The 26,929-nt window shown below is 66.9% G+C and carries 24 protein-coding genes and 1 pseudogene; 7 read left to right on the top strand and 18 right to left on the bottom strand.

The genetic code is table 11. The features are described 5' to 3' along the window. Positions 1-46: 46 nt before the first annotated feature. The 4 genes and pseudogenes from zwf to NED98_RS06405 form a co-directional block, all read right to left on the bottom strand. Positions 47-1,510: a glucose-6-phosphate dehydrogenase gene (gene zwf / locus NED98_RS06420; RefSeq protein ID WP_179511967.1), complete on the bottom strand. Its 1,464-nt coding sequence runs from the start codon at positions 1,508-1,510 to the stop codon at positions 47-49. A gap of 9 nt (positions 1,511-1,519) precedes the next feature. After that, positions 1,520-2,437: an N-acetyl-gamma-glutamyl-phosphate reductase gene (gene argC, locus NED98_RS06415; RefSeq protein ID WP_265312271.1), complete on the bottom strand. Its 918-nt coding sequence runs from the start codon at positions 2,435-2,437 to the stop codon at positions 1,520-1,522. Beyond that, positions 2,434-2,625, bottom strand: a complete 192-nt coding sequence (locus NED98_RS06410; RefSeq protein WP_265268956.1) for an SH3 domain-containing protein — start codon at positions 2,623-2,625, stop codon at positions 2,434-2,436. Before NED98_RS06410 ends, argC begins: the two co-directional genes overlap by 4 nt. Before the next feature lie 142 nt (positions 2,626-2,767). After that, positions 2,768-3,064, bottom strand: a pseudogene (locus tag NED98_RS06405) (MarR family transcriptional regulator); the annotation flags it as partial. A 372-nt stretch (positions 3,065-3,436) separates the two neighbouring features. On the opposite strand from NED98_RS06405, the gene secG reads away from it, so the two are divergent. Both secG and pyrG read left to right on the top strand, forming a co-directional pair. After that, positions 3,437-3,802 carry a preprotein translocase subunit SecG gene (secG, locus tag NED98_RS06400; RefSeq protein ID WP_265312270.1) on the top strand — a complete coding sequence of 122 codons (366 nt, stop codon included), beginning with the start codon at positions 3,437-3,439 and terminating at the stop codon, positions 3,800-3,802. Positions 3,803-3,889: 87 nt separating this feature from the next. Beyond that, positions 3,890-5,524, top strand: a complete 1,635-nt coding sequence (gene pyrG / locus NED98_RS06395) for a CTP synthase (protein WP_179511963.1) — start codon at positions 3,890-3,892, stop codon at positions 5,522-5,524. A gap of 138 nt (positions 5,525-5,662) precedes the next feature. Here pyrG and NED98_RS06390 read toward each other — a convergent pair whose 3' ends face one another. The 13 genes from NED98_RS06390 to NED98_RS06330 all read right to left on the bottom strand — a co-directional run bounded on the left by NED98_RS06390 (position 5,663) and on the right by NED98_RS06330 (position 17,640). After that, positions 5,663-6,892, bottom strand: coding sequence for a GGDEF domain-containing protein (locus tag NED98_RS06390; protein WP_265312269.1), 1,230 nt, complete (start codon positions 6,890-6,892; stop codon positions 5,663-5,665). Positions 6,893-7,153: 261 nt separating this feature from the next. Then, a complete protein-coding gene (locus tag NED98_RS06385) occupies positions 7,154-8,635 on the bottom strand; it encodes an NAD-dependent succinate-semialdehyde dehydrogenase (protein WP_265268959.1) in 1,482 nt (493 codons plus the stop codon). Beyond that, complete coding sequence (locus NED98_RS06380) at positions 8,632-9,378, bottom strand: IclR family transcriptional regulator (RefSeq protein WP_265312268.1); 747 nt, start codon at positions 9,376-9,378, stop codon at positions 8,632-8,634. Before NED98_RS06380 ends, NED98_RS06385 begins: the two co-directional genes overlap by 4 nt. Positions 9,379-9,572: 194 nt before the next feature. After that, positions 9,573-10,754, bottom strand: a complete 1,182-nt coding sequence (locus tag NED98_RS06375; protein WP_265312267.1) for an amino acid aminotransferase — start codon at positions 10,752-10,754, stop codon at positions 9,573-9,575. 96 nt (positions 10,755-10,850) lie between these two features. After that, a complete protein-coding gene (locus NED98_RS06370) occupies positions 10,851-11,504 on the bottom strand; it encodes a glutathione S-transferase family protein (protein WP_265312266.1) in 654 nt (217 codons plus the stop codon). A gap of 119 nt (positions 11,505-11,623) precedes the next feature. Further along, on the bottom strand, positions 11,624-13,036 hold the full coding sequence (locus NED98_RS06365) for an aldehyde dehydrogenase family protein (RefSeq protein WP_265312265.1): 1,413 nt from the start codon (positions 13,034-13,036) through the stop codon (positions 11,624-11,626). A gap of 152 nt (positions 13,037-13,188) precedes the next feature. Next, positions 13,189-13,947: an HpcH/HpaI aldolase family protein gene (locus NED98_RS06360; protein WP_265312264.1), complete on the bottom strand. Its 759-nt coding sequence runs from the start codon at positions 13,945-13,947 to the stop codon at positions 13,189-13,191. After that, positions 13,944-14,750 (bottom strand): 2-oxo-hept-4-ene-1,7-dioate hydratase, encoded by an 807-nt coding sequence (gene hpaH, locus NED98_RS06355; RefSeq protein WP_265312263.1) that lies wholly within the window; start codon positions 14,748-14,750, stop codon positions 13,944-13,946. Before hpaH ends, NED98_RS06360 begins: the two co-directional genes overlap by 4 nt. 8 nt (positions 14,751-14,758) lie before the next feature. Beyond that, positions 14,759-15,148, bottom strand: coding sequence for a 5-carboxymethyl-2-hydroxymuconate isomerase (locus NED98_RS06350; RefSeq protein ID WP_179511954.1), 390 nt, complete (start codon positions 15,146-15,148; stop codon positions 14,759-14,761). After that, complete coding sequence (locus tag NED98_RS06345; RefSeq protein ID WP_179511953.1) at positions 15,148-15,966, bottom strand: DODA-type extradiol aromatic ring-opening family dioxygenase; 819 nt, start codon at positions 15,964-15,966, stop codon at positions 15,148-15,150. The genes NED98_RS06350 and NED98_RS06345 overlap by 1 nt, the downstream gene beginning before the upstream one ends. Continuing rightward, the gene (locus NED98_RS06340; protein ID WP_265268967.1) at positions 15,963-16,289 is read right to left on the bottom strand and encodes an aromatic ring-opening dioxygenase subunit LigA; all 327 of its coding nucleotides are present in this window, start codon (positions 16,287-16,289) and stop codon (positions 15,963-15,965) included. The genes NED98_RS06345 and NED98_RS06340 overlap by 4 nt, the downstream gene beginning before the upstream one ends. Next, positions 16,286-17,038 (bottom strand): fumarylacetoacetate hydrolase family protein, encoded by a 753-nt coding sequence (locus NED98_RS06335; protein WP_265312262.1) that lies wholly within the window; start codon positions 17,036-17,038, stop codon positions 16,286-16,288. The genes NED98_RS06340 and NED98_RS06335 overlap by 4 nt, the downstream gene beginning before the upstream one ends. Continuing rightward, on the bottom strand, positions 17,035-17,640 hold the full coding sequence (locus NED98_RS06330) for a fumarylacetoacetate hydrolase family protein (protein WP_265312261.1): 606 nt from the start codon (positions 17,638-17,640) through the stop codon (positions 17,035-17,037). The genes NED98_RS06335 and NED98_RS06330 overlap by 4 nt, the downstream gene beginning before the upstream one ends. Positions 17,641-17,767: 127 nt before the next feature. Here NED98_RS06330 and hpaE point away from each other — a divergent pair, with 127 nt between their 5' ends. The 4 genes from hpaE to NED98_RS06310 all read left to right on the top strand — a co-directional run bounded on the left by hpaE (position 17,768) and on the right by NED98_RS06310 (position 24,485). Then, positions 17,768-19,276: a 5-carboxymethyl-2-hydroxymuconate semialdehyde dehydrogenase gene (hpaE, locus tag NED98_RS06325; protein ID WP_265312260.1), complete on the top strand. Its 1,509-nt coding sequence runs from the start codon at positions 17,768-17,770 to the stop codon at positions 19,274-19,276. Positions 19,277-19,430: 154 nt separating this feature from the next. Then, positions 19,431-20,615, top strand: coding sequence for an aromatic ring-hydroxylating dioxygenase subunit alpha (locus NED98_RS06320; RefSeq protein ID WP_265312259.1), 1,185 nt, complete (start codon positions 19,431-19,433; stop codon positions 20,613-20,615). A gap of 5 nt (positions 20,616-20,620) precedes the next feature. Beyond that, positions 20,621-21,934 carry an MFS transporter gene (locus NED98_RS06315; RefSeq protein ID WP_265312314.1) on the top strand — a complete coding sequence of 438 codons (1,314 nt, stop codon included), beginning with the start codon at positions 20,621-20,623 and terminating at the stop codon, positions 21,932-21,934. Positions 21,935-22,214: 280 nt separating this feature from the next. Next, the gene (locus tag NED98_RS06310) at positions 22,215-24,485 is read left to right on the top strand and encodes a TonB-dependent receptor (protein ID WP_265312258.1); all 2,271 of its coding nucleotides are present in this window, start codon (positions 22,215-22,217) and stop codon (positions 24,483-24,485) included. A 203-nt stretch (positions 24,486-24,688) separates the two neighbouring features. Here NED98_RS06310 and NED98_RS06305 read toward each other — a convergent pair whose 3' ends face one another. Further along, positions 24,689-25,525, bottom strand: coding sequence for an IclR family transcriptional regulator (locus NED98_RS06305; RefSeq protein WP_265269012.1), 837 nt, complete (start codon positions 25,523-25,525; stop codon positions 24,689-24,691). Positions 25,526-25,613: 88 nt separating this feature from the next. Here NED98_RS06305 and NED98_RS06300 point away from each other — a divergent pair, with 88 nt between their 5' ends. Further along, positions 25,614-26,897: an aromatic ring-hydroxylating dioxygenase subunit alpha gene (locus tag NED98_RS06300; RefSeq protein WP_265312257.1), complete on the top strand. Its 1,284-nt coding sequence runs from the start codon at positions 25,614-25,616 to the stop codon at positions 26,895-26,897. The last annotated feature ends 32 nt before the right edge of the window (positions 26,898-26,929 follow it).

Below are 26,929 nucleotides of genomic sequence, written 5' to 3'. Positions count from 1 at the left end.
GACCCCGGCACAAGGCCGGGGTGACGGTGGGAGTGCAGGCGGTCGATCAATCGTCCTGCCAGGTCACCCCGTCGCGCTCGGTCAGCGCGATCGCGGCGGAAGGCCCCCAGGTGCCGGCCGGATAATGCTTCGGCTTCATGTCGTTGGCGGTCCAGCCGGCGCGGATCGCGTCGATCCACGTCCATTGCGCCTCCACCTCGTCGCGGCGGACGAACAATGTCTGGTCGCCCTCGATCAGATCGAGCAGCAGCCGTTCGTAAGCGATCCGCCGCCGCGTGCCGGCGAATTCGGCATCGAGGCTGAGGTTGAGCGGCACTTCGCGCAGCCGGATGCCGTCGCGATCGAGCCCCGGCTCCTTCGCCATCACCAGCAGCTGGATATATTCCTCCGGCTGGAGGCGGATGATCAGCATGTTGGGCTGGAGCAGCCCGCCGCGCCCGGCGAACATCGAATGCGGCACCGGCTTGAACTGGATCGCGATTTCCGAGCGGCGCGCGGTCATGCGCTTGCCGGTGCGCAGATAGAAGGGCACGCCCTGCCAGCGCCAATTGTCGACATGCGCCTTGACCGCGACGAACGTCTCGGTGTTCGAATCCCGGCCGAGTTCCTCGTCATAGCCCTTAACGATCGCGCCGTTCACCGCGCCGCCGAGATATTGGCCGATTACCGTATTGTGCGGCACTTCCTCGGGCTTCATCTGGCGCAAAGACCGGAAAACCTTGGCCTTTTCGTCGCGGATCGCACTGGTGTCGAAGCGGGCGGGCGGCTCCATCGCGATCAGCGCGACGAGCTGGAGCATATGATTCGCCACCATGTCGCGCAGCGCGCCGGCGCCGTCATAATAGCTCGCGCGATCCTCCAGCCCGACCGTCTCGGCGACGGTGATCTGGACATTGTCGATCCCGCGCGCGTTCCACACCGGCTCAAAGAAGGAATTGCCGAAGCGCAGCGCGAGGATGTTCTGCACCGTCTCCTTGCCGAGATAGTGATCGATGCGGAAGATCCGGTCCTCGGGGAAGACCCGCGCCACCGTGTCGTTGATCTCGCGGCTCGACGCGAGATCGTAGCCGAGCGGCTTTTCCAGCCCGATCCGCACGGTATCGCCGGCCAGCCCGACCGCGGCGAGCCCCTTCACCGCCGGCTCGAACAGCGACGGCGCGGTCGAGAGGAAGATCGCGAGGCCGCCCGAAACGTCGCCCACCTTGTCGGCGAGCGGCTGGTAGGTCTTTTCGTCCGACAGGTCGGCGGGCTGGTAGCTCAGCCGATCGAGGAAGCTCGCGATCGTCTTGGCCTGCTTGCGATCATCGGGAAGGTAATGATCGAGTGCTTCCCTGGCGAATTTGCGATACCCCGCGTCGTCGAGGTCGGAGCGCGCCGAGCCGGTGATCGTCAGCCCCGGCGCAAGCAGCCCGTCGGCATGCAGATTGTAGAGCGAGGGCAGCAGCATGCGCTGCGCGAGATCGCCGGTCGCGCCGAACAACAGCAGCTTGGCGACGGGGTTACGCTGCATTGTATCTCCCTACAGATTGAGGCCGGCGAGCGGATCGAGCCCGGCCATCAGATTGAGGCTCTGGACCGCCGCGCCCGATGCGCCCTTGCCGAGATTGTCGAGCGTCGCGACGAGCCGCGCCTGCGCACCGTCCGCGCCGGCGAAGACGTAAAGGTCGAGCCGGTCGTTGCCCGCGGCGGATTCGCGCACGAGCAGTTCGTCGGGCTGGCCGTGATGCACCGTGACGATCGGGCTGCCGGCGAAGGCGGCGGTCAGCGTGGCGAGGATCGCGTCGCGCCCCGGCCGGGTCGGCAGGGCGGCGAGCGGCAGCGGCACCTCGACCACCATCCCGCGATGCGCGCGGATCACCATCGGCGCGAAGACCGGGGCATAAGCGAGCCCGGCGTGGCGCTGCATCTCGGGGAGATGCTTGTGCGCGAGGCCGAAGCCGTAATCGCGATACGCCAGCGTCTCGTCGTTCTCGAACCGTTCGATCAACGCCTTGCCGCCGCCCGAATAGCCCGAGACGGCGTTGACGGTGAGCGGCCAGTCCGCCGGGATCAGCCCGGCGCGCACCAACGGCGCGACCAGAGCGAGAAAGCCGGTCGGGTAGCAGCCGGGATTCGACACGAAGCGCGCGTTGACGACGTCGAAGCCGAGTTCGGGAAAGCCGTAGGTCCAGCCCTCGGCGACGCGATGCGCGCTGGACGCGTCGATCACGCGGGTATGCGGATTGTCGATCAGCGCCACCGCCTCGCGCGCGGCGTCGTCGGGAAGGCACAGGATGACGAAATCGGCGCTGTTGAGCGCCTCGCGGCGTGCCTCGCGATCCTTGCGGCGCGCCTCGTCGAGCAGGATCAGCGACAGCCCGTCGCGCCCTTCGAGCCGCTCGCGGATTTCGAGCCCGGTGGTGCCGACCGCGCCGTCGATGAACACGCTCTTGCTCATGCCGGGTTTTCCAGCAGCGCGGCGTCGAGATAGCCGACCAGCCCGTGCGCGGTGGCGATGCCCCAGGCGTCGCCGCCGGTCACGTCGAGCAATTCGAACGGCTCGCCCGCGCCGAGCGTCGCGAGGGCTTCGGAATCGACCGGCCGCGCGGCGCGCAGCACCGTCTCCGCGGCTATGCGGCGTTCCACCGCGGCAGCGTAATGCGGCGCGAAGACATATTCGGCCAGCCGGACATCAGCGATGTCCGGACGTACCGCGTTGGTGCGCGGATCGAGCGGGCGCGAGCGGCCCGTCAGTGCGAAGCTCCGCGGTGCCGCCGTTGCGGACGGGCGATCGTTCCCCGTCGCCGATGAGATGGCCGAACTCCTCAAGAAAAATTGCCCCTTCGGATGTCTGCGCGACAAATATATTGCGCTTGTCGCTATCGTCACGCTGGCGGCGCAGATAGCCGAGCGCGCCCAGTCTATTCAAGGCGCGCGTGACAACCGGTTTCGAGACATTGAGGATCCGGGCCAGCCCACGCACGGTATGCGGGCCTGGGCTCAGATAAACCACAAGCAATAGAGCCATTTGGCGGTTCGTGAGATCGGGCTCGCCGGACCGCACATAGCCGACCAGCGTGTTCATCCACGAACTCAGTTCCGGCTGTGAAAAACTCGGCACAGCGACATTCCGATCTTTAGGGGGCCGGGACCGGCAGGTTCATAGCGCCTCAACGCGGCTGGGCGCGGCTGGTTTCAGAGGTGTCACGATTTCGGTGACGGGCGAGGGCGGGGATGCGCCTGGCCTGCCTTCTCCCCTCCCTTGAACAAGGGAGGGTCGGGGGTGGGTTGCGCCGCATCGCCCGCCTCACACCCACCCACCCCCAGCCCCTCCCTTCACCCGGGAGGGGAGCTAAAAGGGCGAGGGGGAGGCACCTGCGCGATCCCGGCATTGCCCTGATCGCGATTGCTCCCTATGTGCCGCCGGTCCGCCCACGCAGGCAATTTTGGAAGCTCGATGTTCACCTTTCTCCTTGTCGTCCATGCCATCATCGCCGCCGCGCTGGTGACGGTGATTCTGATGCAACGGTCGGAGGGGGGCGGGCTGACGTCCAGCGGCAGCCCGGCGGGGCTGATGTCCGCGCGTGGCGCGGCGGACTTCCTGACGCGGACGACGGCGATCCTGGCGACGATCTTCGTGCTGATGTCGATCGCGCTGGCGGTACTGGCGGCGACGCGCAGCACCACCTCGGTCGATACCTCGCTCCAGCGCTCGGCGCCGGCGCAGCAGCAGGCGCCCGCGCCGAGCGCGCCGCCCGCCGCGGCGCAGCCGCAGGGGCAGCCCGCGCCGGCCGACAATAGCGGCGTGCCGCTCGCGCGCTGATTTTTAACGGTTCGCCGGATTTTATCGCGCCTGCGCGCACGCAGGCGCTTGTCCTGTTCATTGTTTCGAGGCTAGGCGTTATCTCCCATGGCGCGGTTCATTTTCATCACCGGCGGCGTGGTTTCCTCGCTCGGCAAGGGTCTCATGGCGGCATCGCTCGCGGCGCTCTTGCAGGCGCGCGGCTATCGTGTCCGCATCCGTAAGTTCGATCCCTATCTCAACGTCGATCCGGGGACGATGAGTCCCTATCAGCACGGCGAAGTCTATGTGACCGACGACGGGGCGGAAACCGACCTCGATCTCGGCCATTATGAGCGGTTCACCGGGGTCGCGGCGCGGCAGAGCGATAATGTCACCTCGGGCCGGATCTATCAGCAGATCATCCAGCGCGAGCGGCGCGGCGACTATCTCGGCGCTACGGTGCAGGTGATCCCGCACGTCACCGATGCGATCAAGGCCTTCGCCAAGGACGAGACCGACGATCTCGATTTCGTGCTGTGCGAGATCGGCGGCACGGTGGGCGACATCGAATCGCTGCCGTTCATCGAGGCGATCCGCCAGCTCAAGAACGAGGTCGGGCGTGGCAATGCGATCTCGATCCACGTCACGCTCGTCCCGTTCATCGCCGCAGCGGGCGAATTGAAGACCAAGCCGACCCAGCATTCGGTGCGCGAACTCGCCGCCTTGGGCGTCCAGCCCGACGTGCTGGTGTGTCGCTGCGAACATCCGCTGCCGGCGAGCGAGCGCGCCAAGATCGCCTTGTTCTGCAACGTCCCCGAAAGCGCGGTGATCCCGGCGCTCGACGCCAAGAGCATCTATGCGGTGCCGCTGCAATATCATGCCGAGGGGCTCGATTCGGAGGTGCTGCGCGCCTTTGGCATCGTCCCGTCCTCGGCGCCCGATCTCTCGCGCTGGTCGGAGATCGTGGATCGCCTGACCAACCCCGAGGGCGAGGTGACCGTCGGCGTGGTCGGCAAATATGTCGGGCTGCAGGACGCATACAAGTCGCTCAACGAGGCGCTGGTCCACGGCGGGATCGCGAATCGGGTGAAGGTCAACATCCGCTGGATCGACGCCGAATTGTTCGAGGGCGACGATGCCGAGATCGCCGCGCATCTCGAGCCGTGCCACGCGATCCTCGTCCCCGGCGCGTTCGGCGAGCGCGGCGCGGAGGGCAAGATCGCCAGCGTGCGCTTCGCCCGCGAGCGCGAGATCCCCTATTTCGGGATCTGCTTCGGGATGCAGATGGCGTGCATCGAGGGCGCGCGCGATCTGGGCGGGATCGCCAATGCCTCGTCGACCGAATTCGGCCCGACCGATGAGCCGGTCGTCGGGCTGATCACCGAATGGATGGGGCGCGACGGGCTCGAGAAGCGCGAGGCGTCGGGCGATCTCGGCGGGACGATGCGGCTCGGCGCCTATGAGGCGACGCTAGGCGGCAACAGCCGCGTCGCGGCCATCTATGGCGATACGACGATCAGCGAGCGGCACCGCCACCGCTGGGAAGTCAACACCGCCTATCGCGACGTGCTCGAAAAGGGCGGGCTGGTCTTTTCGGGCATGTCGCCCGACGGGACGCTGCCCGAGATCGTCGAGCGGCCCGATCATCCGTGGTTCGTCGGGGTCCAGTTCCACCCCGAGCTGAAATCCAAGCCGTTCGATCCGCACCCCTTGTTCACCAGCTTCATCGAAGCGGCGGTGCGGCAGAGCCGGCTGGTCTAAACCACCCACCTCCTCCTTGCTCCCGTCCCTCGTGAAGGGAGGGGCTGGGGGTGGGTGGGTATGGGGGCACCGGCCCGCTTCTTCGCCGGCCAACCCACCCCCGGCCTCTCCCTTGTTCAAGGGAGGGGAGAAGCCGGCCTAACCGACCGCGCCGACCCGCCGCCGCTGCTCCCTGCGCGGCGCGATCACGGGCGCCGATACCGGATCGGGCAGTGGCGACACCGCGAGGCGGTTTCGCCCCGCGTGCTTGGCGCGATACAGCGCATTGTCGGCGCGGCGCAGCATTTCGTCGAACGTCTGGTCGCCGGCGCGCGCGGCGATGCCGGCGGAGAGCGTCAGCGGCACCGGCGCGAGGCCGTGGTCGAACGACGCGCGCTCGACCGCGCGGAGCATCCGCTCGACCGCCGCGATCGCTTCGGCGGGCCCGAGCCCGGCGAGCAGCACGGTGAATTCCTCGCCGCCGGTGCGCGCGATCATCCCGGTGTCGCGCGCCTCCTCGGCCAGGCAATGCGCGACATGCGCCAGCGCCTGATCGCCGACATCGTGGCCGTGGGTGTCGTTGACCCATTTGAAATGATCGATGTCGAGCACCGCGACGGCCAGATCGTCCGCGCGCCGCCGCGCCGCGTCGAACGAGGTCGCGGCCTGTTCGGAGAAGGCGCGGCGGTTGGGCAGCCCGGTGAGATAATCGGTCGCGGCGGCGGTTTCGAGCTGGCGGCGCAATCGGTCCGAGCACATCAGCAGGAAGGCGGTGGTGCCGACGACCGGCAGCAAGGTCATGATGATCGGCGAGACGAGATTGGGCCAGGCCGAGCCGGTTTCGAGCGCGAAATCGGGGCCGAGCCCCATGCTGAGATAGGCGGCCAGCCGGACCAATGTATAGACCAGCACCAGCGCGAAAATGCCGATCAGGATCCTGCTGCTGACCGATGCGGTGTCGCGCGATCCGCGGCGCAGCTCGACGATGCTGGCGAGCATCAGCCAGTCCCACACCGCCGAGACCGCCAGCACGCGCATCCGGAAATCGGGCGTCACCAGCGAGAACCATAAGCCGCAGGAGATCGCGATCGCGGCGGGCAACAGCTGCACCGGACGCGCGCGTTTGCCGCAAAAGGATTGGATCGCGGCCTGATAGGCGGTCAGCCCGAGCACCATCGTGGCATTCGCGCCGAACAGCATCACCGGCCGCGGCAAGGGCGCGCCGAAGGCGAAGACCGCGCAGCCGATCGCGATCAGCATCGTGCCGATTTGCCACCAGTTCGCCGCCGGGCGCAATTCGGCCGGGAGATCGCGCGAGACCAGGACGAGCACGAGGCCATTGGCGAACATCATCAGCGAAACGGCAGTGAAGATGGTCGCCGCTTCCATCGATTATTATTTGCCCTCTCACACCCGTGCGAGTGCCGGGGTTGGAGGCGATCTAGGCAGCGGTGCTGAACGATCGGTTGCGCGACACGGTAAACGATCCGGTACGTCGCTGATTAAGCTTGATTCTGCGATCCAGTCTTCGCGACCCATTTCAATCGTCATGCCGGGCTCGACCCGGCATCCAGAGCCACGAATGCTGTCGTCTGCGGCTCTGGATGCCGGATCAAGTCCGGCATGACGGTGAATGACAGGCTGGTTAGCTCACCCCGCCTCGATCTCGAAGCAGAGCGTCTTGGTGTCGACATAATCGCGGATGCCGTAGACCGATCCCTCGCGGCCGATCCCCGATTGCTTGACCCCGCCGAACGGCGCGACCTCGGTCGAGATCAGCCCGGTATTGATCCCCACCATGCCATATTGCAGCGCTTCGCCGACCCGCCACGTCCGCGAAAGATCGCGGGTGAACAGATAGGCGGCGAGCCCCGCGGAGGTATCATTGGCGAGCGCGATCACCTCCGCCTCGGTGGTGAAGCGCACCAGCCCGGCGACCGGGCCGAAGGTCTCCTCGCGGCACAGCAAGGCGTCGGTCGGCACCGCGGTGAGCACGGTCGGCTCGAAAAAGCTCCCCGCGCCGGGAAGCGAATGCCCGCCGGTCACCAGATGCGCGCCGCGCGCGACCGCATCCTCGACATGCGCGATCACCTTGTCGCGCGCGCGGCCGTCGATCAGCGGGCCTTGCTGGGTCTCGCCGGCAAGCCCGTCGCCGACCACCAGTTTCTTCACCGCCGCCGCCAGCCGCTCGGCGAAAGCGTCGTAGATGCCGTCCTGGACATAGATGCGATTGGCGCAGACGCAGGTCTGCCCGGTGTTGCGGAACTTCGAGGCGATCACGCCCGCCACCGCCTTGTCGAGATCGGCATCGTCGAACACGATGAACGGGGCATTCCCGCCGAGTTCGAGGCTGACGCGCTTGACCGTCCCGGCGCATTTGGCGGCGAGCAATTTGCCCACCGGGGTCGAGCCGGTGAAGGTGAATTTGGCGACGCGCGGGTCGGTGGTGAGCACCTCGCCGATCGCCGGCGCATCGCCGGTGATGATGTTGAGCACCCCTTTGGGCACCCCGGCTTCCTCGGCCAGCACCGCCAGCGCGAGCGCCGAATAGGGGGTGAGCTCGGCGGGCTTGAGCACGACGGTGCACCCTGCGGCGAGCGCCGGGCCGACCTTGCGGGTGATCATCGCGGCGGGGAAGTTCCACGGTGTGATCGCCGCGACCACCCCGACCGGCTCCTGCACCACCACCAGCCGCTTGTCGGCGGCGTGGCCCGGAATGGTCAGCCCGTTGATCCGCCGCGCTTCCTCCGCGAACCATTCGAGGAATGCCGCGGCATAGGAGACTTCGCCGCGCGCCTCGGCCAGCGGCTTGCCCTGTTCGGCGGTCATCAAGGTGGCGAGATCGTCGCCATGCTGTTCCATCAGCGCATACCAGCGCTTGAGGATCGTCGCGCGCTCCTTGGCGGACTTGGCCTTCCACGCCGGGAAGGCCGCCGATGCCGCCGCCACCGCGCGTTCCGCCTCGGCGGCGCCCATCATCGGCACCGTGCCGATCGCCACCCCGGTCGCGGGGTTGGTCACCTCGAGCGTCGTATCGGCGGTCACCCACGCGCCGTCGATATATGCTGCCTCGCGCAGCAGATCGGCGCGGGCGAGCGGCGGGCGGACGTAGCGGATCTGGGTATCGGTCATTTTTCGCGGGCCGGCATCAGCGGGGAGGTGGCGTCTTCGGCATATTCGGCCTGGATCTGCGCCGCGGCTTCGCGGACGTGGCGGATCAGTTCGTCGCTCGGCGCCGGATCGACCAGCGCCGAGGACAGCACCAGCCCGACCGTCGCGGCGATGCCGCCGTCGCTGTCGAATACCGGGGCGGCGATCCCGCCGAGTCCGTTGCCGCGCGCATCGGCCTCGAAATCGACCCCGTGCCGCGCGAGATTGGCGCATAGTTTGACGCTATCGACCGGCTGGCGCTCGAAATAAGCGGTGAGACGGGCGGCCGGCGATTTGGGCAGTTCGAGCAATGTGCCGGGCTGGATCACCACCCCCGGCTCGAATTCATTGGGCACCGCGGTCACCACCATCGCCCCGGTGCGCGTCGGCAAGGTCTGCACCGCGGTATGCCCGGTGCGGTCGCGCAGCACGCGCAGGAAGGGGCGCGCGAGCTCGACGATATTGCTGCGATAGATCGCTGCGCGCCCGAATTTGAGCAGCTTGCGCCCGAAGACATAGCCGCCGCCGTGGGGCGCGCGATCGACCAGCCCGAGCCGGGTCAGCGTCTGCAAATGGCGCGAGACGCGCGCCTTGGTCATCCCCAGATCGCGCGCCAGATCGGTGACGCGGACCGGGCCGAAGGAATCGGTGAGGCTGTCGAGGATACGGACCGTCACCTCGACGCTCTTGACCGAAGCCGGCTGTCCTTCCGCAGTTTCCGTCATCCGTTCCCGATCTTTTCTTTCGTTATCGACCCCGTGAAGCATGAAGCCCCGCCCGGGGAGAAGCAAGCAGCGGGCCGGTTCGATACAGCCCCCACCCCGGCGCAGGCCGGGGTCCAGTCACGACCGGCCCGATGCTGGACCCCGGCCTGCGCCGGGGTGGAGCAGCATGGTCTCGATCAGGCGCACGATGGGACTCAGCTCACCGCCGCGATCGCCTCGGCGACATGCGCCACATTCTCCGGGGTCAGCCCGGCGATGTTCGCGCGGCTCGATCCAGTGATATGGACGTGCCAGTCCTCGCGCAGCCGCTTCACTGCATCGGGCGAGATGCCGAGCATCGCGAACATGCCGTGCTGCCCGGCGAGGAAGGAATAATCGCGGCGGTTGTTCCCTGCGAGCAGGCGGACGAGTTCGTGGCGCATGTCGCGGATGCGATTGCGCATCTCGGCCAGTTCTTCCTCCCATTGCGCGCGGAGCGTCGCGTCGCCGAGGATATGCGCGACGATCGCTGCGCCGTGATCGGGCGGCATCGAATAATTGGTGCGCACTACCGGGAGCAGATTGCCCATCGCGCGCTCCGCCGCCGAGGCATTGGCGCCGACGAGCGTGAGCGCGCCGGTCCGCTCGCGATAGAGTGCGAAGTTCTTCGAGTAAGAACTGGCGACGATCATCTCGGGGAGGCGCTCGGCGAGGATCGCGAGGCCCTGGCGATCCTCCTCCAGCCCCTCGGCGAACCCGAGATAGGCAAGGTCGACCAGCGCGGTCGCGCCCGAACGCGCGACGAGATCGCCGATCTCGGCCCATTGCGCGGCGGTGGGGTCGGCCCCCGCCGGATTGTGGCAGCAGCCGTGGAGCAGCACGGTATCGCCGGGCTTGAGATCGGCGAGCGCGCTCATCATCGCATCGAGCCGCAAGGTGCCGGTGGCGATGTCGTAATAGGGATAATTGACGATCTCGAACCCGGTGACGCCGAAGATCGCGGGATGGTTCGCCCAGGTGGGATCGGGGAGGAAGATGCGCCGCCCGGTGCCGAACTTGCGGATGAAATCGGCCGCGACGCGCAAAGCGCCGGTGCCGCCGACCGTCTGGATCGTCCGCGCGCGCGAATGCGCGTCGCTGCCCTCGCGGAACAGCAGCCCGCGGGTGCGCTCGTTATACTCCGGATTGCCGGCGGAGGAGAGGTAGCGCTTGGTCATCTGCCCCTCGTGCAAGGCGCGCTCGGCGGCCTTGACGGTCGGCAGCACGATCACCTCGCCGCGCTCGTCCTTGTAGATGCCGATGCCGAGATCGACCTTGTTCGGGCTCGGGTCGCTGGCGAAGGCCTGCGCCATCCCCAGGATCGGATCGATCGGTGCTTCGGGCAATTCGGCAAACATGATGAGTCCTCGGTTTTTGGTATCGTTATCCGATACGATGGATCGAATTACGATACAATACGATAATCTAGTCTCGCATTGCGAGACACGGGTGGATCAGTAGATGATGCCCTCGATCCCCGCGCGGTCGGCGCCGGCGCGTTCGCGGTCGAGCGCGCGGATCAGCGGGGGCAGGGCGCGGACGCGCGCGGCGTGATCGATGATCGCGGGGTAATCGTGGAGCGGAAAGCCGCCCTTCTCCGCGACATTGCACAGCCAGAACAGATAGATGTCGACGATCGACCAGCGCTCGCCATACCACCAGCGCCCGTCCACCCCCGCGGCGATGCGGGTGGCTTCGGCGGCGAATTTGCCCATCCCGTCGGCCTTCACCGCGGCGGGATCGCCGGTGGTGAATTTGTCGGGCGCGCGGATCTGGCGCATCGCCGGGTGGAGCGTCGAGGAACACCACAGAAGATCGCTGAGCGGCGCGATCTCCGCGACCGGATCGTCGCTGTGCGGCAGCAGCCCCGCCGCCGGGAACAGCCGGTCGAGAAAGACGAGGATCGCGGCATTTTCGGTCATGATCCGCCCGTCGACCGCCAGCGCCGGCACCTTGCCCTTGGGGTTGACGCGGCGGTAGTCGGCCGACTTCTGCTCGTCGGTGCGGATGTTCACCAGCCGGTCGTGATAAGCGACGCCGGCCGCCTCCAGCGCGGTCATCGTGACGCGCGAGCAGGCGCCGGGGAAATAGAAGAGCGTCAGGTCCATTCGGCCCCCGAATTCTATTATCGTCATGCCGGACTTGATCCGGCATCCAGGGCGGCAGAGGTCCTCGCTTGAGGCTCTGGATGCCGGATCAAGTCCGGCATGACGGTGAATGGTGCGGCTTAAGCTGCCCCTGCGGGCAGGCGGACGATCTGCAGCTGCATATATTCGTCGAGCCCGTGCATCCCGAATTCGACCCCGATGCCCGATTGCTTGGCGCCGCCGAACGGCACGTCGGGCGAGATCTTCGAGTGGCTGTTGACCCACGCCGTCCCGCATTCGAGCCGCTGCGCCAGCGCCGCCGCGCGCGATACGTCCGCCGACCACACCGATCCGCCGAGCCCGTTCTCGCTCGCATTGGCGCGCGCCAGCACATCCTCGACATCGCTGTAGCGGATCAGCGGCAGCACCGGGCCGAACTGTTCCTCGTCGACGATGCGGTGGCCGTCGGTCACGTCGACGACGATCGACAGCGGGAAGAAATAGCCGTCGCCCGCCAGCGGCTCGCCCCCGGCGAGGAAGCGGCCGCCCTGCGCGCGGGCGTCGTCGGCGAGCGTGCGGACGTAATCGAACTGGCGGCGGTTCTGCACCGGGCCATAGTGCGTCTCGGGATCGCTGCCAGGGCCGACCTTCGCCGCCGCCGCCAGCGCGGCGAGCCGCTCGGCCAGCGCGTCGTGCAGCGTATCGTGGACATAGACGCGCTTGATCGCGGCGCAGATCTGGCCGCTGTTGCCGAAGGCATATTGGAAGATCTGCGGCGCGATCGCCTCGACATCGGCGTCGGGGAGGACGATCGCGGCATCGTTGCCGCCGAGTTCGAGCGTCAGCCGCTTCAGATTGGCCGCGCCGTCACGCATGATCGCGCGGCCGGTGGGGGTCGAGCCGGTGAACACCACCTTGTCGATACCGGGGTGTTTGGCGATCCCCGATCCGATCTCGACATCGCCGGTCACCACGTTCCACACCCCGGCGGGGAGGTGGCGATTGGCGATCTCGACCATCCTGAGCGTGGCGAGCGGGGTGCTCGGCGAGGGCTTGAGCACCACGGTATTGCCCGCGAGCAGCGCCGGCATGACGTGCCAGATGGCGATCATCACCGGGAAGTTCCACGGCGTGATCGACCCGACCACCCCGAGCGGCTTGCGGTGGATTTCGGCGCGGCTGCCGTCCGCCTGATCGATCCGCTCGATTTCGGGGCGGAAGCCGGCGGTGGTGCGGATCCAGTGAATGCTGCCCTGAATCTCGCCCGCCGCCGAGCGCACCGGCTTGCCCTGCTCCTGCGACAGCAAGGCAGCGAGATCGTCGCATTCCGCCGCCAGCGCATCGGCGATCGCATTGAGCGCCGCGGCGCGCTGCTCGATCGGCAGCGCGGCCCAGCCCGGGAAAGCGGCGCGCGCGGCGGCCACCGCTTGGTCGAGCTGCGCGACCGTCGCCAGCGGGCATTGCGCGAATTCGCGGCCGGTGGCGGGGTCGATCACCGCGAAGGTCTCGCTCGCCGGCGCGGGCTTGCCGTCGATCGTCAGCGCGAAAGCCATGTCTGTCTCCTTGAACCGATTATTCTACGTCGAGCCCGCCACATCCGTTCGTCATCCCCGCGAAGGCGGGGATCCATTCGCGCGGGTCGCGGAAAGAGTCGCGCGGCCAGCCAGAATGGATTCCCGCCTTCGCGGGAATGACGGCGGAGGGGTTAACCCCGGCACGTCTGCAACAGGCGCCGGCCGCCATTGGCGAGCAGCCCGATATCGGTGCCCACCGAGATGAAGCCGAAGCCCTGCGCCGCCCGCGCGGCGGCATCCTCCGGGTCGAGCGCGAAGATGCCGGCGGGTTTGCCCGCGGCGTGGATCGCGGCAAAGGCCTGGTCGATCGCCGCCTGCACCGTCTCGTGCCGCGGGTTGCCGAGATGGCCGAGCGAGGCGGCGAGATCGGCCGGGCCGATGAACAGCCCGTCAACCCCCTCGACCGCCGCAATCTCGTCGACCGCCGCCAGTGCCGCCGCGCTCTCGATCTGGACGATGATCCCGGTACGCTCGTGCGCGGTGCCGAGATAGCTCGTCTCGGCGCCGAAGCGCGAGGCGCGGCTGGTCGAGCTGGCGACCCCGCGGATGCCGCGCGGCGGGAAGCGCGAGGCAGCGACGATCGCCGCCGCCTGATCGGCGCTCTCGACCATCGGGATCAGCAAGGTGCCGAAACCGATATCGAGATATTGCTTGATGTTGACCGCATCGCCCGCCGGCGGCCGCGCGATGGCATGAACCGGGTAGGGCGCCACCGCCTGCAACTGGCCGAGCAAAGTCCGCGCGGTATTCGGCGCGTGCTCGCCGTCGAACAGCATCCAGTCGAAGCCGAGCGTGGCGCAGATCTCGGCGGTATAAGGCGAGGCGAGCGCCTGCCAAAGTCCGAGCCGCGGCGCGGGGGCGGCATCGATCCACTCCCGAAACGCACTCATGCGAAGCGCACCGAGATCGCGCCGAGCGGGCCGAAATCGACGTGGAAAGTATCGCCCGCGCGTGCCGGCACCGGCGCGGTGAAGCTGCCGCCGAGAATGATCTCGCCCGCTTCGAGCGTCTCGCCATAGGGATGCAATTTGTTGGCGAGCCACGCCGGGCCGAGCGCCGGGTGGCCGAGCACCGCTGCGGCGACCCCCGAATCCTCGATCACGCCGTTGCGATAGATCAGCGCCGAAACCCAGCGCAGATCGACGTCGCCCGGCCGGATCGGCCGCCCGCCGAGCACCAGCCCGGCATTGGCGGCATTGTCGGAGATCGTGTCGAACACCTTGCGCGTCGTGCCGGTGGCGCGATCGACCTGCTCGATCCGCGCGTCGATGATCTCGATCGCGGGGATGATGTAATCCACCGCGTCGAGCACGTCGAACATCGTGCAATTCGGCCCCTGGAGCGGCTGCTTGAGGCGGAACGCCAGCTCGACCTCGACCCGCGGGACGATGAAGCGGTCGATCGGAATGTCGCGCCCGTCGGGGAGTAGCATGTCGTCGAGCAGCAGGCCGTAATCGGGCTCGTCGATGTTCGACGAGCGCTGCATCGCGCGGCTGGTCAGCCCGATCTTGTGGCCGATCGGCGTGCGCCCCTCGGCGATCTTGCGCCTGGTCCAGGCGCGCTGGATGGCATAGGCATCCTCGATCGTGATCTCGGGGTGGCGCAGCGAGAATTGCGCGATCTGCGTGCCGTCGCGCTCGGCGATGTGCAGCTCGTCGGCGAGGCTTTGGATCAGGTCGGTGGAAAGCGGCATGGTTTGCGTCACTTCTGCGCGGCGAGGCGGCGATGGATGGTATTGTGCTTCCACCCCTCGGCTTCCTCGACATAGAGGGAGAGCGCGAGCGGGCGCCGATCGAACAAATCGCCGAGAAAGGCTTTCACCGCCGCGAACAATTGGTCGAAGAACGCCTGTTTGAACGCGGCATCGCGGCCGGCGCCCATCTTCACGTCGATGTTGATGAAGGCGTCATCGGGGCCGGCGGCATCGGCGATCACATAGTCGGTGAGCCGGATTGCGCGGACGCGAATCCCGCCGACCGGGAACACCCCGCCTGACCGCTCGCGCATCTCCGCCGCGATCAGCGACAGCAGAGCGTGGCGGTCGAATGCGCCGTCGAGATTGTCGGTCCATTCGACCGTGGCGTGCGCCATCACACGATCTCCGACCAGCCGACGACGCAGCCGGTGCTGAAGATCGGGATCGGCGCGTAGAAATCGACAATGCCCTTGCCGCCCGCGGCGGCCGCTGCGGCGATGAAGGTGCGGATCTCATAACCGCCCTGGCCGCCGTCGGCATAGGTTTCGGCGTCGGTGTACGCGGTCAGCCGCGCCTCGTCGGCCGAGGCCCAGCGATCGAGGAAGTCGCGGTCCCACGCCTCGTTGATCCGTCCGCTGTCGGGGGTGCACGGCCAGTGCGAGATGCCCCCGGTGCCGACCAAAGCGATGCGTTGCGGCACCGCATCGGCGGCGCGGCGCAACGCGCGGCCGAAGGCGAAGGCGCGGTGGAGCGGGGTGAGCGGCGGGCCCTGACAATTGATATTGGCGGGGATGATCGTCAGCGCGTTCGCCGGATCGAGGAAGTGCAGCGGCACCATGATGCCGTGGTCGAACTTCCATTCCTCGGCATAGGCCACGTCGACCGTCTGTTGCACCTCGGCGATCAGCCGGCGCGACAGATCGGCGTCGCCGCGTACCTGCTGGCGCGGGATGCGCAGCCAGTCGGGGTCCTCGATCGGCCCTTCGTACTGATCCGCCATGCCGATCGCATAGGCGGGCATGTTGTTCATGAAGAAATTGGCGAAATGCTCGGCGGCGATGACGATCAGCGCCTCCGCCCCGGTCGCGCGGATCGCGTCGCCCATCTTGCGATAGGCGGCATAGAAGGGGTCGCGCAATTCGGGCGGGGCAAGATCGGCGCGGCCGGTGATGCCGGGGCCGTGGCTGCAAATGCCGCTGAAAACGAGGGTCATACGCCGGCTACCTTTTCATCGAGCCCGGTCGTCATCTTGTAGACGCCGGCGCGGATCGGGCCGTGGATGCGCACGCCGTCGCGCATCCGCTGGAGATAATCGGCCCAGGCGATCTGCTTGAATGCCGCGAAATGCATCAGGATCTGGCCGTTGACCCCGAGCACGTAGAGCAACCCGATATCGGGCTCGAGCAAGGCGCGGCGCTCTTCCTCGGTGAGGTCGTAGCGATCCGCCACCGCGCCGCCGTCCGCCTCGAACGCGCGCTGGATCGCGGGATCGCGGTTCAGCTCGAACAGCAATTTCTGGACCTGATACAAGCTCATGGTTTCAATCCTACGCGATGCGCGAGCCGGCCGACACGCTCGACCTCGCAGATCACCGCATCGTCCTCGCTGACGAAATGGACGCCGTGCGGGGTGCCGGTGAGGATCATGTCGCCCGGCGACAGCGTCATGAACGACGACAGCCACGCGATCAGCTCTGCCACCGGGAAGACCATATCGCGGGTCGATCCCGATTGAACGGTCGCGCCGTTGACGGTGGTGGTGAGCGCCAGCGCCTGCGGATCGCCGACATCCGCCGCATCGACCACCCACGGGCCGAGCGGGGTGAGCGCGTCGCGGTTCTTCACGCGCAGATTGGGGCGGTAATAATTTTCCAGGAACTCGCGCACCGCATAATCGCACGCGATCGTATAGCCCGCGACATGATCGAGCGCGTCCGCCGCCGACACGCGCTTCGCGGTCCGCCCGATCACCGCGACAAGCTCGCATTCGGGATGCATCTGATCGGCGTCGCGTGGCTTGGGTGAGACACCGTTGTGCGCGACGAAGCCGTTATGCCCCTTGAGGAAGACGAGCGGCTGCGACGGCGGCTTGAAGCCGAGCTCGACCGAATGATCGGCATAATTGAGCCCGAGCGCGAAGATCGTTGCCCCCGGCGTGACCGGCGGGAGCAGGGTGATGTCGCCCCAGCCGACAGAGGTGCCGTCGGCCAGCGCGATCGCCTGTTCGTCGGCGGTGACCACGCCCCATTGCTCGCGCCCGGCGTGGATCAGTCGGACATGCTTCATCGCGCCTGCTCCGCGACCAAAGTGACGGAAAGCGGCGCGAAGCCGGTGGCGGTGATCTCGATCCTGTCCCCGGCGCGCGCGACCGGCGCGTCGCCCGCGATGCCGCACAACAAGATGTCGCCGGGGGCGAGCGTCATGAAGTCGGCGATGTCGCGTGCGAGCGTGTCGGGGCTGCGGACCAGCCGGGCGAAGCTCCAGCGGTGGCGTTCGGCGCCGTTGATCGCGGTGACGATCTCGATCGTGGAAAGGGCATCGGGCACAGCCGTCGCCGGGCCGACCGGGAGGAAGCCGTCGCGGCAGCGTTCGGCGATCGCGGGGCGGTAGAAACTGGCGTGCGGCGCGAACAGGTCGATCGCGAGCCGCGCGAGGTGTGGACCTGCCGCCGTGCGCTCGATTGCGATAGTTGCGCCCACTGCAACTTCGGCAATATCGTCGGGCAGGGCGACTGCGGAACCCGCCGCGGCGAAGCAGTTGCGCGGCTTCACATAGAGAATCGGCGCCACCGGCGGCTTGCCATAAGGCGCGTGGTTCAGCGCCTCGCCAAGCCCCGCCAATTGCTCGCGATCATTGAGCGCTACGCCATAAGCGGTCCCGCTGATCATGCCTTCCTCTCATGCGTCGTCATGCCCGCCGTCTAAAATTTAACATGATAAGCGTCAAGCGCCGCTTTGGGTTTGACGCGGTCGATCGGGCGATATATTTAACACGATAATCAATTGCGGAGTGACCATGCAGCCTGATCGTCGGAAGATCGCCTTGGGGGCCATTGCCCCCTTTACCGGGCAGCCGCTCGGCCATTTCGTCGACGGTGTCGCGGTGGCGGGCGAGGGTGTGTCGTTCGCGGTGACCGACCCGTCGACCGGGGCGCAGCTCGGCGAGGCGTGCGACGCCAGCGAGGCGGAGCTCGACGCGGCGGTGGCGGCGGCGAAGCGCGCCTTTCCGGCCTGGGCGGCGACCCCGGGCGACAAGCGTAAGCAGATCCTCCACCGCGTCGCCGATCTGATCGAGGCGCGCGCCGAGGAGATCGCCGCGGTCGAATGCCTCGATGCCGGGCAGGCGTGGCGCTTCATGTCCAAGGCGGCGCTGCGCGGGGCGGAGAATTTCCGCTTCTTCGCCGATCGCGCGCCGGCGGCGGCGGACGGCCGGTCGCTGCCGACGGCGGAGCATCTCAACGTCACCTTGCGCGCGCCGATCGGCCCGGTCGCGGTGATCACGCCGTGGAACACGCCGTTCATGCTCTCGACGTGGAAGATCGCTCCGGCGCTCGCCGCGGGCTGCACCGTGGTCCACAAGCCCGCGGAATGGTCGCCCTATTCGGCGCGGCTGCTGGTCGAGATCGCGCATGAGGCGGGGCTGCCGGCGGGGGTGTTCAACTCGATCAACGGGCTCGGCGAGACGACCGGGCGCCGGCTGACCGAGCATCGCGATATCAAGGCGATCGCCTTCGTCGGCGAATCGAAGACCGGCAGCGCGATCATGCGGCAGGGCGCCGATACGCTGAAGCGCGTCCATTTCGAGCTGGGCGGCAAGAATCCGGTGATCGTGTTCGACGACGCCGATCTCGATCGCGCGCTCGATGCGGTGGTGTTCATGATCTACTCGCTCAACGGGCAGCGCTGCACCTCGTCGTCGCGGCTGCTCGTCCAGCGCTCGATCCATGACCAGTTCGTCGCGAAGCTCGCCGAGCGGGTGCGCCAGCTCAAGGTCGGCGACCCGTTCGATTCGGCGACCGAGGTCGGCCCTTTGATCCACCCGCGGCATCTGTCGAAGGTGTGCAGCTATGCCGAGATCGCCACCGCCGACGGCGCGACGATCGCGGTCGGCGGCGAGCGGCTCCCGGGTGACGGCTATTTCTATTCGCCGACGCTCTACACAAATGCCGATATCTCGATGCGCATCGCGCAGGAGGAGATTTTCGGGCCGGTGCTGACGGTGATCCCGTTCGATGACGAGGCCGATGCGATCGCCAAGGCCAATGCGGTCGATTATGGCCTCGCCGGCTATTTGTGGACCAACGATCTCGGCCGCTCGCTGCGCGTGTCAAATGCGCTCGAGGCGGGGATGATCTGGGTCAACAGCGAGAATGTCCGCCATTTGCCCACCCCGTTCGGCGGGGTGAAGGCGAGCGGCATCGGGCGCGACGGCGGCGATTGGAGCTTCGATTTCTATATGGAGACGAAGAATGTCGCGCTCGCGACTGGCGCGCACAAGATCCAGCGGCTGGGCGTCGCGGCCTGAGAGATATTCGTCATTCCCGCGAAGGCGGGAATCCATTCTCGCAGGTCAAGGAATAGAACCGCGCCGCCAGCCAGAATGAATTCCCGCCTTCGTGGGAATGACGATGAAGAGAAACCAGAACCGCCACTAAAGCGGCATCCTACAGGAGAGTGAGATGGAAATGCTGAGCGCCTACACGCTCCCCGCGCCGACCTTCGACCAGTCGTTGACGCTGGTCGGGCGCGGCACGCCGATGGGCGAGCTGCTGCGGCGCTACTGGCACCCGGTGGCGCTCAGCAGCGATGCGACGCGTACCCCGCGCATCGTCACCGCGCTCGGCGAGCGGCTGGTGCTGTTCCGTGACGGCGAGGGCCGCGCGGGGCTGCTCCACGAGCGTTGCGCGCATCGCGGCACCTCGCTCTATTACGGCAAGGTCGACGATCGCGGGATCCGTTGCTGCTATCACGGCTGGCTGTTCGACGTGGACGGCAAATGCCTCGAACAGCCGTGCGAGCCGGCGGGCGGCGCGCGCACCGCGGCGCGGGTGCGCCAGCCGGGTTATCCGGTGCAGGAGCTGTATGGGCTGATCTTCGCCTATATGGGGCCGCCCGAGCGGATGCCGCTCCTGCCGCGTTACGATGTGCTGGAGGAACTCGCGCCGGGCGAATTCATCGAGGCCGACGATACCAGCCTGGGCAGCGGCGGCCCGGCGATCGTGCCGTGCAACTGGCTGCAGCATTTCGAAAATGTGATGGACCCGTTCCATGTGCCGATCCTCCACGGCAGCTTCAGCGGCAATCAGTTCGTCGCGCAGATGGCGCTGATGCCCGAGGTGGTGTTCGAGGAGACCGAGCGCGGCATCCAGAGCATTCAGGCGCGCGATCTGGGCGAGGGGCAATTGCACCGCCGCATCACCGAAGCAGTGCTGCCGACGGTGCGCGCGGTGGCCAATCCGCGCGCGGAGAGTGTCGGGTCATGCTCGCTGCTCGGCTGGGTGTTGCCGATCGACGACACCAGCTTCCGTATCTATTCCGCCGGCCGCGTCACCGAACGCGGCGCGCTCGCGCGCATCCGCTCGCATTTCAACGGCAAGCTGTGGCACGAACTGACCGAGGAGGAGCATCGCGAACTCCCCGGCGATTATGAGGCGCAGGTCGGGCAGGGCGCGATCACCGCGCATTCGGAGGAGCATCTCGTCACCTCCGACAAGGGGATCGGGATGCTGCGCCGGCTCTATCGCCGGCAGGTCGAGCGCGTCGCGGCGGGGGGCGATCCGATCGGCACCCGCTTCGGCGATGCCGACGCGCTCGTCCGGCTCTCGGCCGGCACCGCGATCGTCGCGGCGGACCGCGCGGCGTGACCGCGATGCCCGAAACGCGGGCTGACTATCGCTACGGCTGGTACACCGCCGCCGTCCTGATGGTCGCTTACACCTTCTCGTTCCTCGACCGGCAGATCCTCAATCTGATGGTCGGGCCGATCAAGGCGGACCTGCACCTCACCGATACGCAATTCGCCTTGCTCACCGGGGGCGCGTTCGGGCTGTTCTACACCGCAATGGGGCTGCCGATCGCGTGGCTCGCCGATCGCTATCCGCGCACGCGGATCATCGCCGGCGGCGTCGCCTTGTGGAGCCTCGCCACCTCCTTGTGCGCATTCACGCGGACCTTTCCGCAATTGTTCGCGGCGCGGATCGGCGTCGGGGTGGGGGAGGCGGCGCTGTCGCCCTCGGCCTATTCCCTGCTCAACGACAGTTTCGATCGCGAGCGGCTGCCGCGCGCGATGAGCCTCTATTCGGTCGGCATCTATATCGGCGCCGGGCTGGCGCTGATCCTCGGCGGATCGGTGGTGGCGGCGGTGGCGCAGACCCCGCAGGTGACGGTGCCGCTGCTCGGCACGATCCACTCGTGGCATGCGGTGTTCCTCGTGATCGGCCCGCCGGGGCTGCTGGTCGCCTTGTGGGTGGCGACGCTGCGCGAGCCGCAGCGCCGCGGCGATACCAAGAGCGCGGCGGCGGGCTTCTCTCTGGCGCGCATCTGGCGCTTTCTCGCGCGCTGGCCGGCGATGTCGATCGCCTTGTTCCTCGGATCGGCGATGCTGGCGATCATGAGCTATATGGACGCCTGGTATCCCGAGCTGTTCATCCGCACCTTCCACTGGAACGTCGCGCAGACCGGGCACGTCAACGGGCTCGCCTCGCTGACCGCCGGGCCGCTCGGGATGCTTTCGGCGGGGTGGCTTTCGAGCCGGATGATCGCGCGCGGGCAGGGCGATGCGTGCCTCCGGCTGGCGATCTATGCCGCCGCGGGAATGGGGCTCGCCGCGACGATCATGCCGCTGTTGCCGGTTGCCTGGGCGATGGCGGCGATGCTGTGGCCGATCAAGTTCCTCGGCGGGTTCGTCCCGGTGCTGATCCCCTCGGCCATCCAGATGATCGCGCCGAACAACATGCGCGCGCAGTTGAGCGCGGTGTTCGGGCTGACGGTGGGCATCCTCGCGGTGACCTTGGGGCCGGTGCTGCCGGCGCTGATCGGCGATTATGTGCTCCGTGACGAAGGCGCGCTGCATCTGTCGCTGGCGATCGCCGCGGCGATCGTCGGGCCGATCGCGACCTTGCTGCTGTGGGGCGGGCTGCGCCAGTTCCGCGCGTGCCTGGCGTCTTCTTCTCCCCTCCCTTGAACAAGCGAGCGGTCGGGGGTGGGTTGGCCTGCGGGGATACCGTTACGCGCGCCTCATACCCACCCACCCCCGGGCCCCTCCCTTCAAGAGGGAGGGGAGAGCAGAGGGAATTACCGGATCCAGGCCGTTTCAGGTTCCGTGCCATTGTTTCACTCCTCGCAACAAATCCACTAAGCGCGTTGCGCCGGAACGGGGCAAGGATAACATGTTATCTAAATCGGTGCCGAGTGAGTCCTGCGCGGCTATCCGGTTGGTTTTGGGAGGGGACAAGGTGGGTAAGATGAAAGTGAATGTTGCGATGGCCGCGCCCTCGGTGGTGATGGCGGCGATTCTCGGCGCGGTGCCGATGCAGGCGCTGGCGGCGCCCGCTGCCGAAGCCGATCAGGCGGCCGTCGCCTCGGCCGACAATGGCGGCATCCCCGATGTGATCGTCACCGCCAACAAGCGCGAGCAGAAGCTGCAGGATACGCCGACCAGCATCGGCGTGATCACGTCCGACGATCTGGTCAAGCGCCAGATCACCGATATCGAGCAGGTGACCCGCAACATCGCCGGGCTCAACGTGATCAACGCCGGCCCGGGGCAGAACACGCTGATGATCCGCGGCCTCGTCGGCGCGGGCGAATCCACCGTCGGCCTCTATTACGACAACATGCCGACCGCGGGCACCGGCGACAGCGCCGCGAGCTCGGGCGGCCGCCAGACCGATTTCCTGATGTACGACGTCCAGCGCGTCGAAGTGCTGCGCGGCCCGCAGAGCACGCTCTACGGCTCGTCGGCGCTCGCCGGTGTGGTGCGCGTGCTGTCCAACCCGGCCAAGCTCAACGTGACCGAGGGCCGCATCGATCTCGACGGGTCGCTCGTCAATCACGGGCAGGCCGGTTATGCGGTGAAGGGCATGATCAACGTGCCGCTGGGGGACTCGGTCGCCTTCCGCATCGTCGGCTATGGCATCCACACCCCGGGGTTCATCGACAACACGTCCTACCACAAGGATAATTTCAACAGCGCCGACACCTGGGGCTTCCGCTGGAACGGCACCTATCAGCTCGGGCCGAACACCACCGCAACGACCCAGCTCTATGTCCAGGATCTGAAATCCAACGGGCAGGGCTATGTCTGGTCGCGCCCGTCGGTGATCGGCGGCGTGGCGCTGCCGGGCGCGGGCGATCTGCAGTCCAGGACGCAGAGCCGCGAGCCTTATCATGACCGGTCGATCCTCGCCGGGCTGACGCTCGAACATCAGTTCGACAATATGACGCTGACCTTCACGCAATCCTATCAGCGTCGCCGCAACGAGAGCTTTACCGACCAGCAGGGGCTGCCGCTGTTCTTCGGCTTCCTGCAGAGCATCGGCGCATTCCCGCCGATCACCTTGCCCAAGGCGATCACCTTCCGCTCCGCGCAGGAGCTGACGATGTGGAATTCCGAACTGCGCCTCGCGACCAATTTCGACGGGCCGCTCAACTTCATCGTCGGCGGCATTTATCAGAACCGCACGACGAAGATTAACAACAGCTTCGTCGATGTCGATCTCACCACCGGGAATCCGATCTTTGCCAACCCCGTCTGGTATGAGCGCGCCGGCGATTTCAAGCTGACGCAATGGGCGGGCTTCGGCGAAGCGACGCTCAAACTGTCCGACAAATTCTCGATCCTCGGCGGTATCCGCGTGTTCCAGAACAAGCGGCACGACATTGCCACCTCGATCGTGCCGTTCCTGCGGCTCGGCACCGCGGGGGCGCCGGACGATGTGCGCAGCACCGAAAGCAAGGCGATCTACAAGTTCGAGGCCGATTATAAGCCGACGCGCGACATCATGCTCTACGCCTCGGCGTCGCAGGGCTATCGCGCCGGCGGCACGATCGTTCGCGTGATCCCCGAACTGCCGCCGTCCTATGGCCCGGATTACACCTGGAACTTCGAGGCCGGCGCGAAGACCGACTGGTTCAATCGCGCGCTCCAGTTCAATATCGCGCTCTATCGGGTCAATTGGTACAACACCCAGATCTCGGGCGATTTCTTCAACGGCACCTTCTCGGGCATCCTCAATTGCTCGGGTCTGTGCGCGCGGTCGCAGGGGGTCGAGTTCGACCTGACCGCGCGCCCGGTGCGCGGGCTGGAGCTGACCGCGAGCGGCACGGTGTTCAAGGCCAAGTGGCTGAAGGACCAGCCGGCGATCTCGGGCTCGCCGGTGGCGGGGACGCAATTCGCCAATACCCCGACCTTCACGCTCAACGGCTCGGCGGCGTATACCGTCAACCTGAGCGGCGACAATTCGGTCGAACTGCGCGTCGATGCCCAGCATCGCGGCAAATATGCCTATATGGACTATCGCCCGCAGTTTAACCTGATGGCGCCGCAGGCGTTCACCCTGGTCAATGCCGCGATCACGCTGGCGCATCAGGACAAGTGGAATGCCGGGGTCTATGTCCGCAACCTGCTCGACAAGCGGGCGAACATCAACTCGATCGCCGACACGGTGACCCCGTACCAGACGCTGGTCGCCCAGCCGCGCACCGTGGGTGTGCAGCTCGGCTACAAGTTCTGACAAAGGCCCCGCCGGGAAACCGGCGGGGAATCTGTCCCCCCAGCGCAGCCTGGGGTCTCAGGCCGCAGGCGCTCGCGCTTGCGGCCTTCGTGCCGTCACCACTCCGTCATCCCAGCGCAAGCTGGGATCTCAGGCCGCAGGGGTGGCGCCTGCGGCACAAGACCCCAGCTTGCGCTGGGGTGACGTGAGCTGTTGGGATGACGTTAGCCGGTCGGAAACTGGAACCGCGAATTGAGCCGCTGCGAGCACAAGGCGCAACAGCGCAGCAGCGCCTCGATCAGCGGCCGCGGCGGGCCGCGCTCGCCGAGTTCGGAACTGGGGATCATCACCGTCACCACCGCGCGCAATTCCTCGTCCTGATCGAACACCGGCGCGGCCACCGCGCCGTGGCCGAGGTTGAACTTGTCGCGCGTCCAGCAGACGTAATGCCGCTGGATATCGGCGATCTGCGTCATGAATTCGGCGCGATCGGCGATGCGGAAATCGGGTTCGCGCTCGCACAGATGGCCGAGCAGTTTCTCGCGCCGCTCGCGCGACTGGAAGGCGAACGCGATCCGCGCCGAGGGCGAATGCGGCAGGCTGAGCACCAGCCCGGGCTTGACGTCGATATGGATCGCCTGCGGCGCGGGGATCGATCGCACCACCACCGCATCGCCGCCGGCATCGGTGCACAGCAACACGGTCAGCCCGACCTCGCGCCCCAAGGCGACGAGATAATCGTCGAGCATCGCGACCAGATCGAGCCGCGCCGCGGCGATATGCCCCCAGCGCACCAGCCGCCAGCCGAGCTCATAGCCACGGCTGCCCTGCCGCCCGACCAGCCCAAGCTGTTCGAGATTGGCGAGATGCCGCGAGGCGCGCGACTTGGTGATGCCGAGCATCGTCGCGACATCCTGCACCCCGACCTTGCTGCCGCGCTCGGCGAGGAAATCGATGATCGCGGTCGCCGTGGCCACCGCCTCGATCTTGCCCAGCCCGGCGGTCGGCGCCTGCCGGCGCGGGTCGCGATCGCGGGTTTCGGACTCGAGTTGTTGCGACATACGCAACAAATAGACCTCGTTGTTGCGGATGTCGATACCGGGCGATAGCGCGGCGACAGGGATTTTCGACCGCTGGGAGAGGAGGAAAATGGCTAGTCCGGCACAGAATGAGCGATTGACCCGCGTCGGCCCGGGAACGCCGATGGGCGAATTGCTGCGCCGCTACTGGCATCCTTTCGCGGCGACCGCAGAGATCGACGAGCTTGGGATCAAGCCGGTGAAATTGCTGGGCGAATCGCTCGTCGCTTTCCGCGCCGGCGATGGCAGCTACGGGCTGATCGACCGGCAATGCCCGCATCGCCGCGCCGACATGCTGTTCGGCATCATCGAGGAAGACGGGCTGCGCTGCAGCTATCACGGCTGGTGCTTCGCTACCGACGGCAAATGCCTCGAACAGCCGTTCGAGGATATCGCCAACCCCAAGGCGCGCTTTCGCGACAAGATCCGCACCAAGGCGTATCGGGTCGAGGAAAAGGCGGGGATGCTATGGGCCTATATGGGCCCCGATCCCGCGCCGCTGGTGCCCAATTGGGAACCCTTCACCTGGGACAATGGCTTCCGCCAGGTCGTCTATGCCGATGTGCCGTGCAACTGGTTCCAATGCCAGGAGAACAGCCTCGATCCGGTGCATTTCGAATGGATGCACCGCAACTGGAGCTCGCGGCTGGCCGGCGACGGCAGCTACGGGCCGAAGCATCTCGAGCTGAAGTTCGACGAATTCGAGTTCGGGCACATCTATCGCCGCGTCCGCGAGGATACCGACAAGGACAGCCAGCATTGGACGGTCGGCTCGACCGCTCTGTGGCCCAACGCCTTCTTCCTCGGCGACCATATCGAATGGCGCATCCCGGTGGATGACGAGAACACGCTGAGCATTACCTGGATGTTCCACCGCGTGCCGGTCGGGCAGGAGCCCTATGTTCAGCAGCGCGTGCCCTATTGGAAGGGGCCGGTGAAGGATGCCGAGGGCAATTGGATCACCAGCCATGTGCTCAACCAGGATATCGTCGCCTGGGCCGGGCAGGGTGTCATCGCCGATCGCACCGAGGAGCATCTCGGGCAGAGCGATCTCGGCATCGTCATGCTGCGGCGCTCGTTCGACGAGAATATGAAGGCGGTGGCCGAGGGGCGCGACCCCAAGGGGCTGATCCGCGACGCCGAGCGCAACAAATGCGTCGAACTGCCGATCAAGCATCGCGAGATCTTCACCACCTCGATGACGCTCGAGGAGAGCTGGGCGCTGGGGAAGAAGCTCGCCTACCGCTTCAACCAGCCGCACTACCCGCATCAGGTGGGGCAGCCCGAAGCCGTCAAACGCGAATTCCAGGTGGCGATGGGGATGATCCCCGCCGACGCCGAACACACCATCTGACCGCTCCCCCAAACGGGCGCTCGCAGCAAAGC

Origin of the sequence: Sphingomonas lycopersici (assembly GCF_026130605.1) — a bacterium.
In the GTDB taxonomy this organism is placed as follows: Bacteria; Pseudomonadota; Alphaproteobacteria; order Sphingomonadales; family Sphingomonadaceae; genus Sphingomonas; species Sphingomonas lycopersici.
The sequence above is the reverse complement of the archived record's forward strand: the minus strand, read 5'-3'. Positions and strand labels throughout refer to the sequence as shown.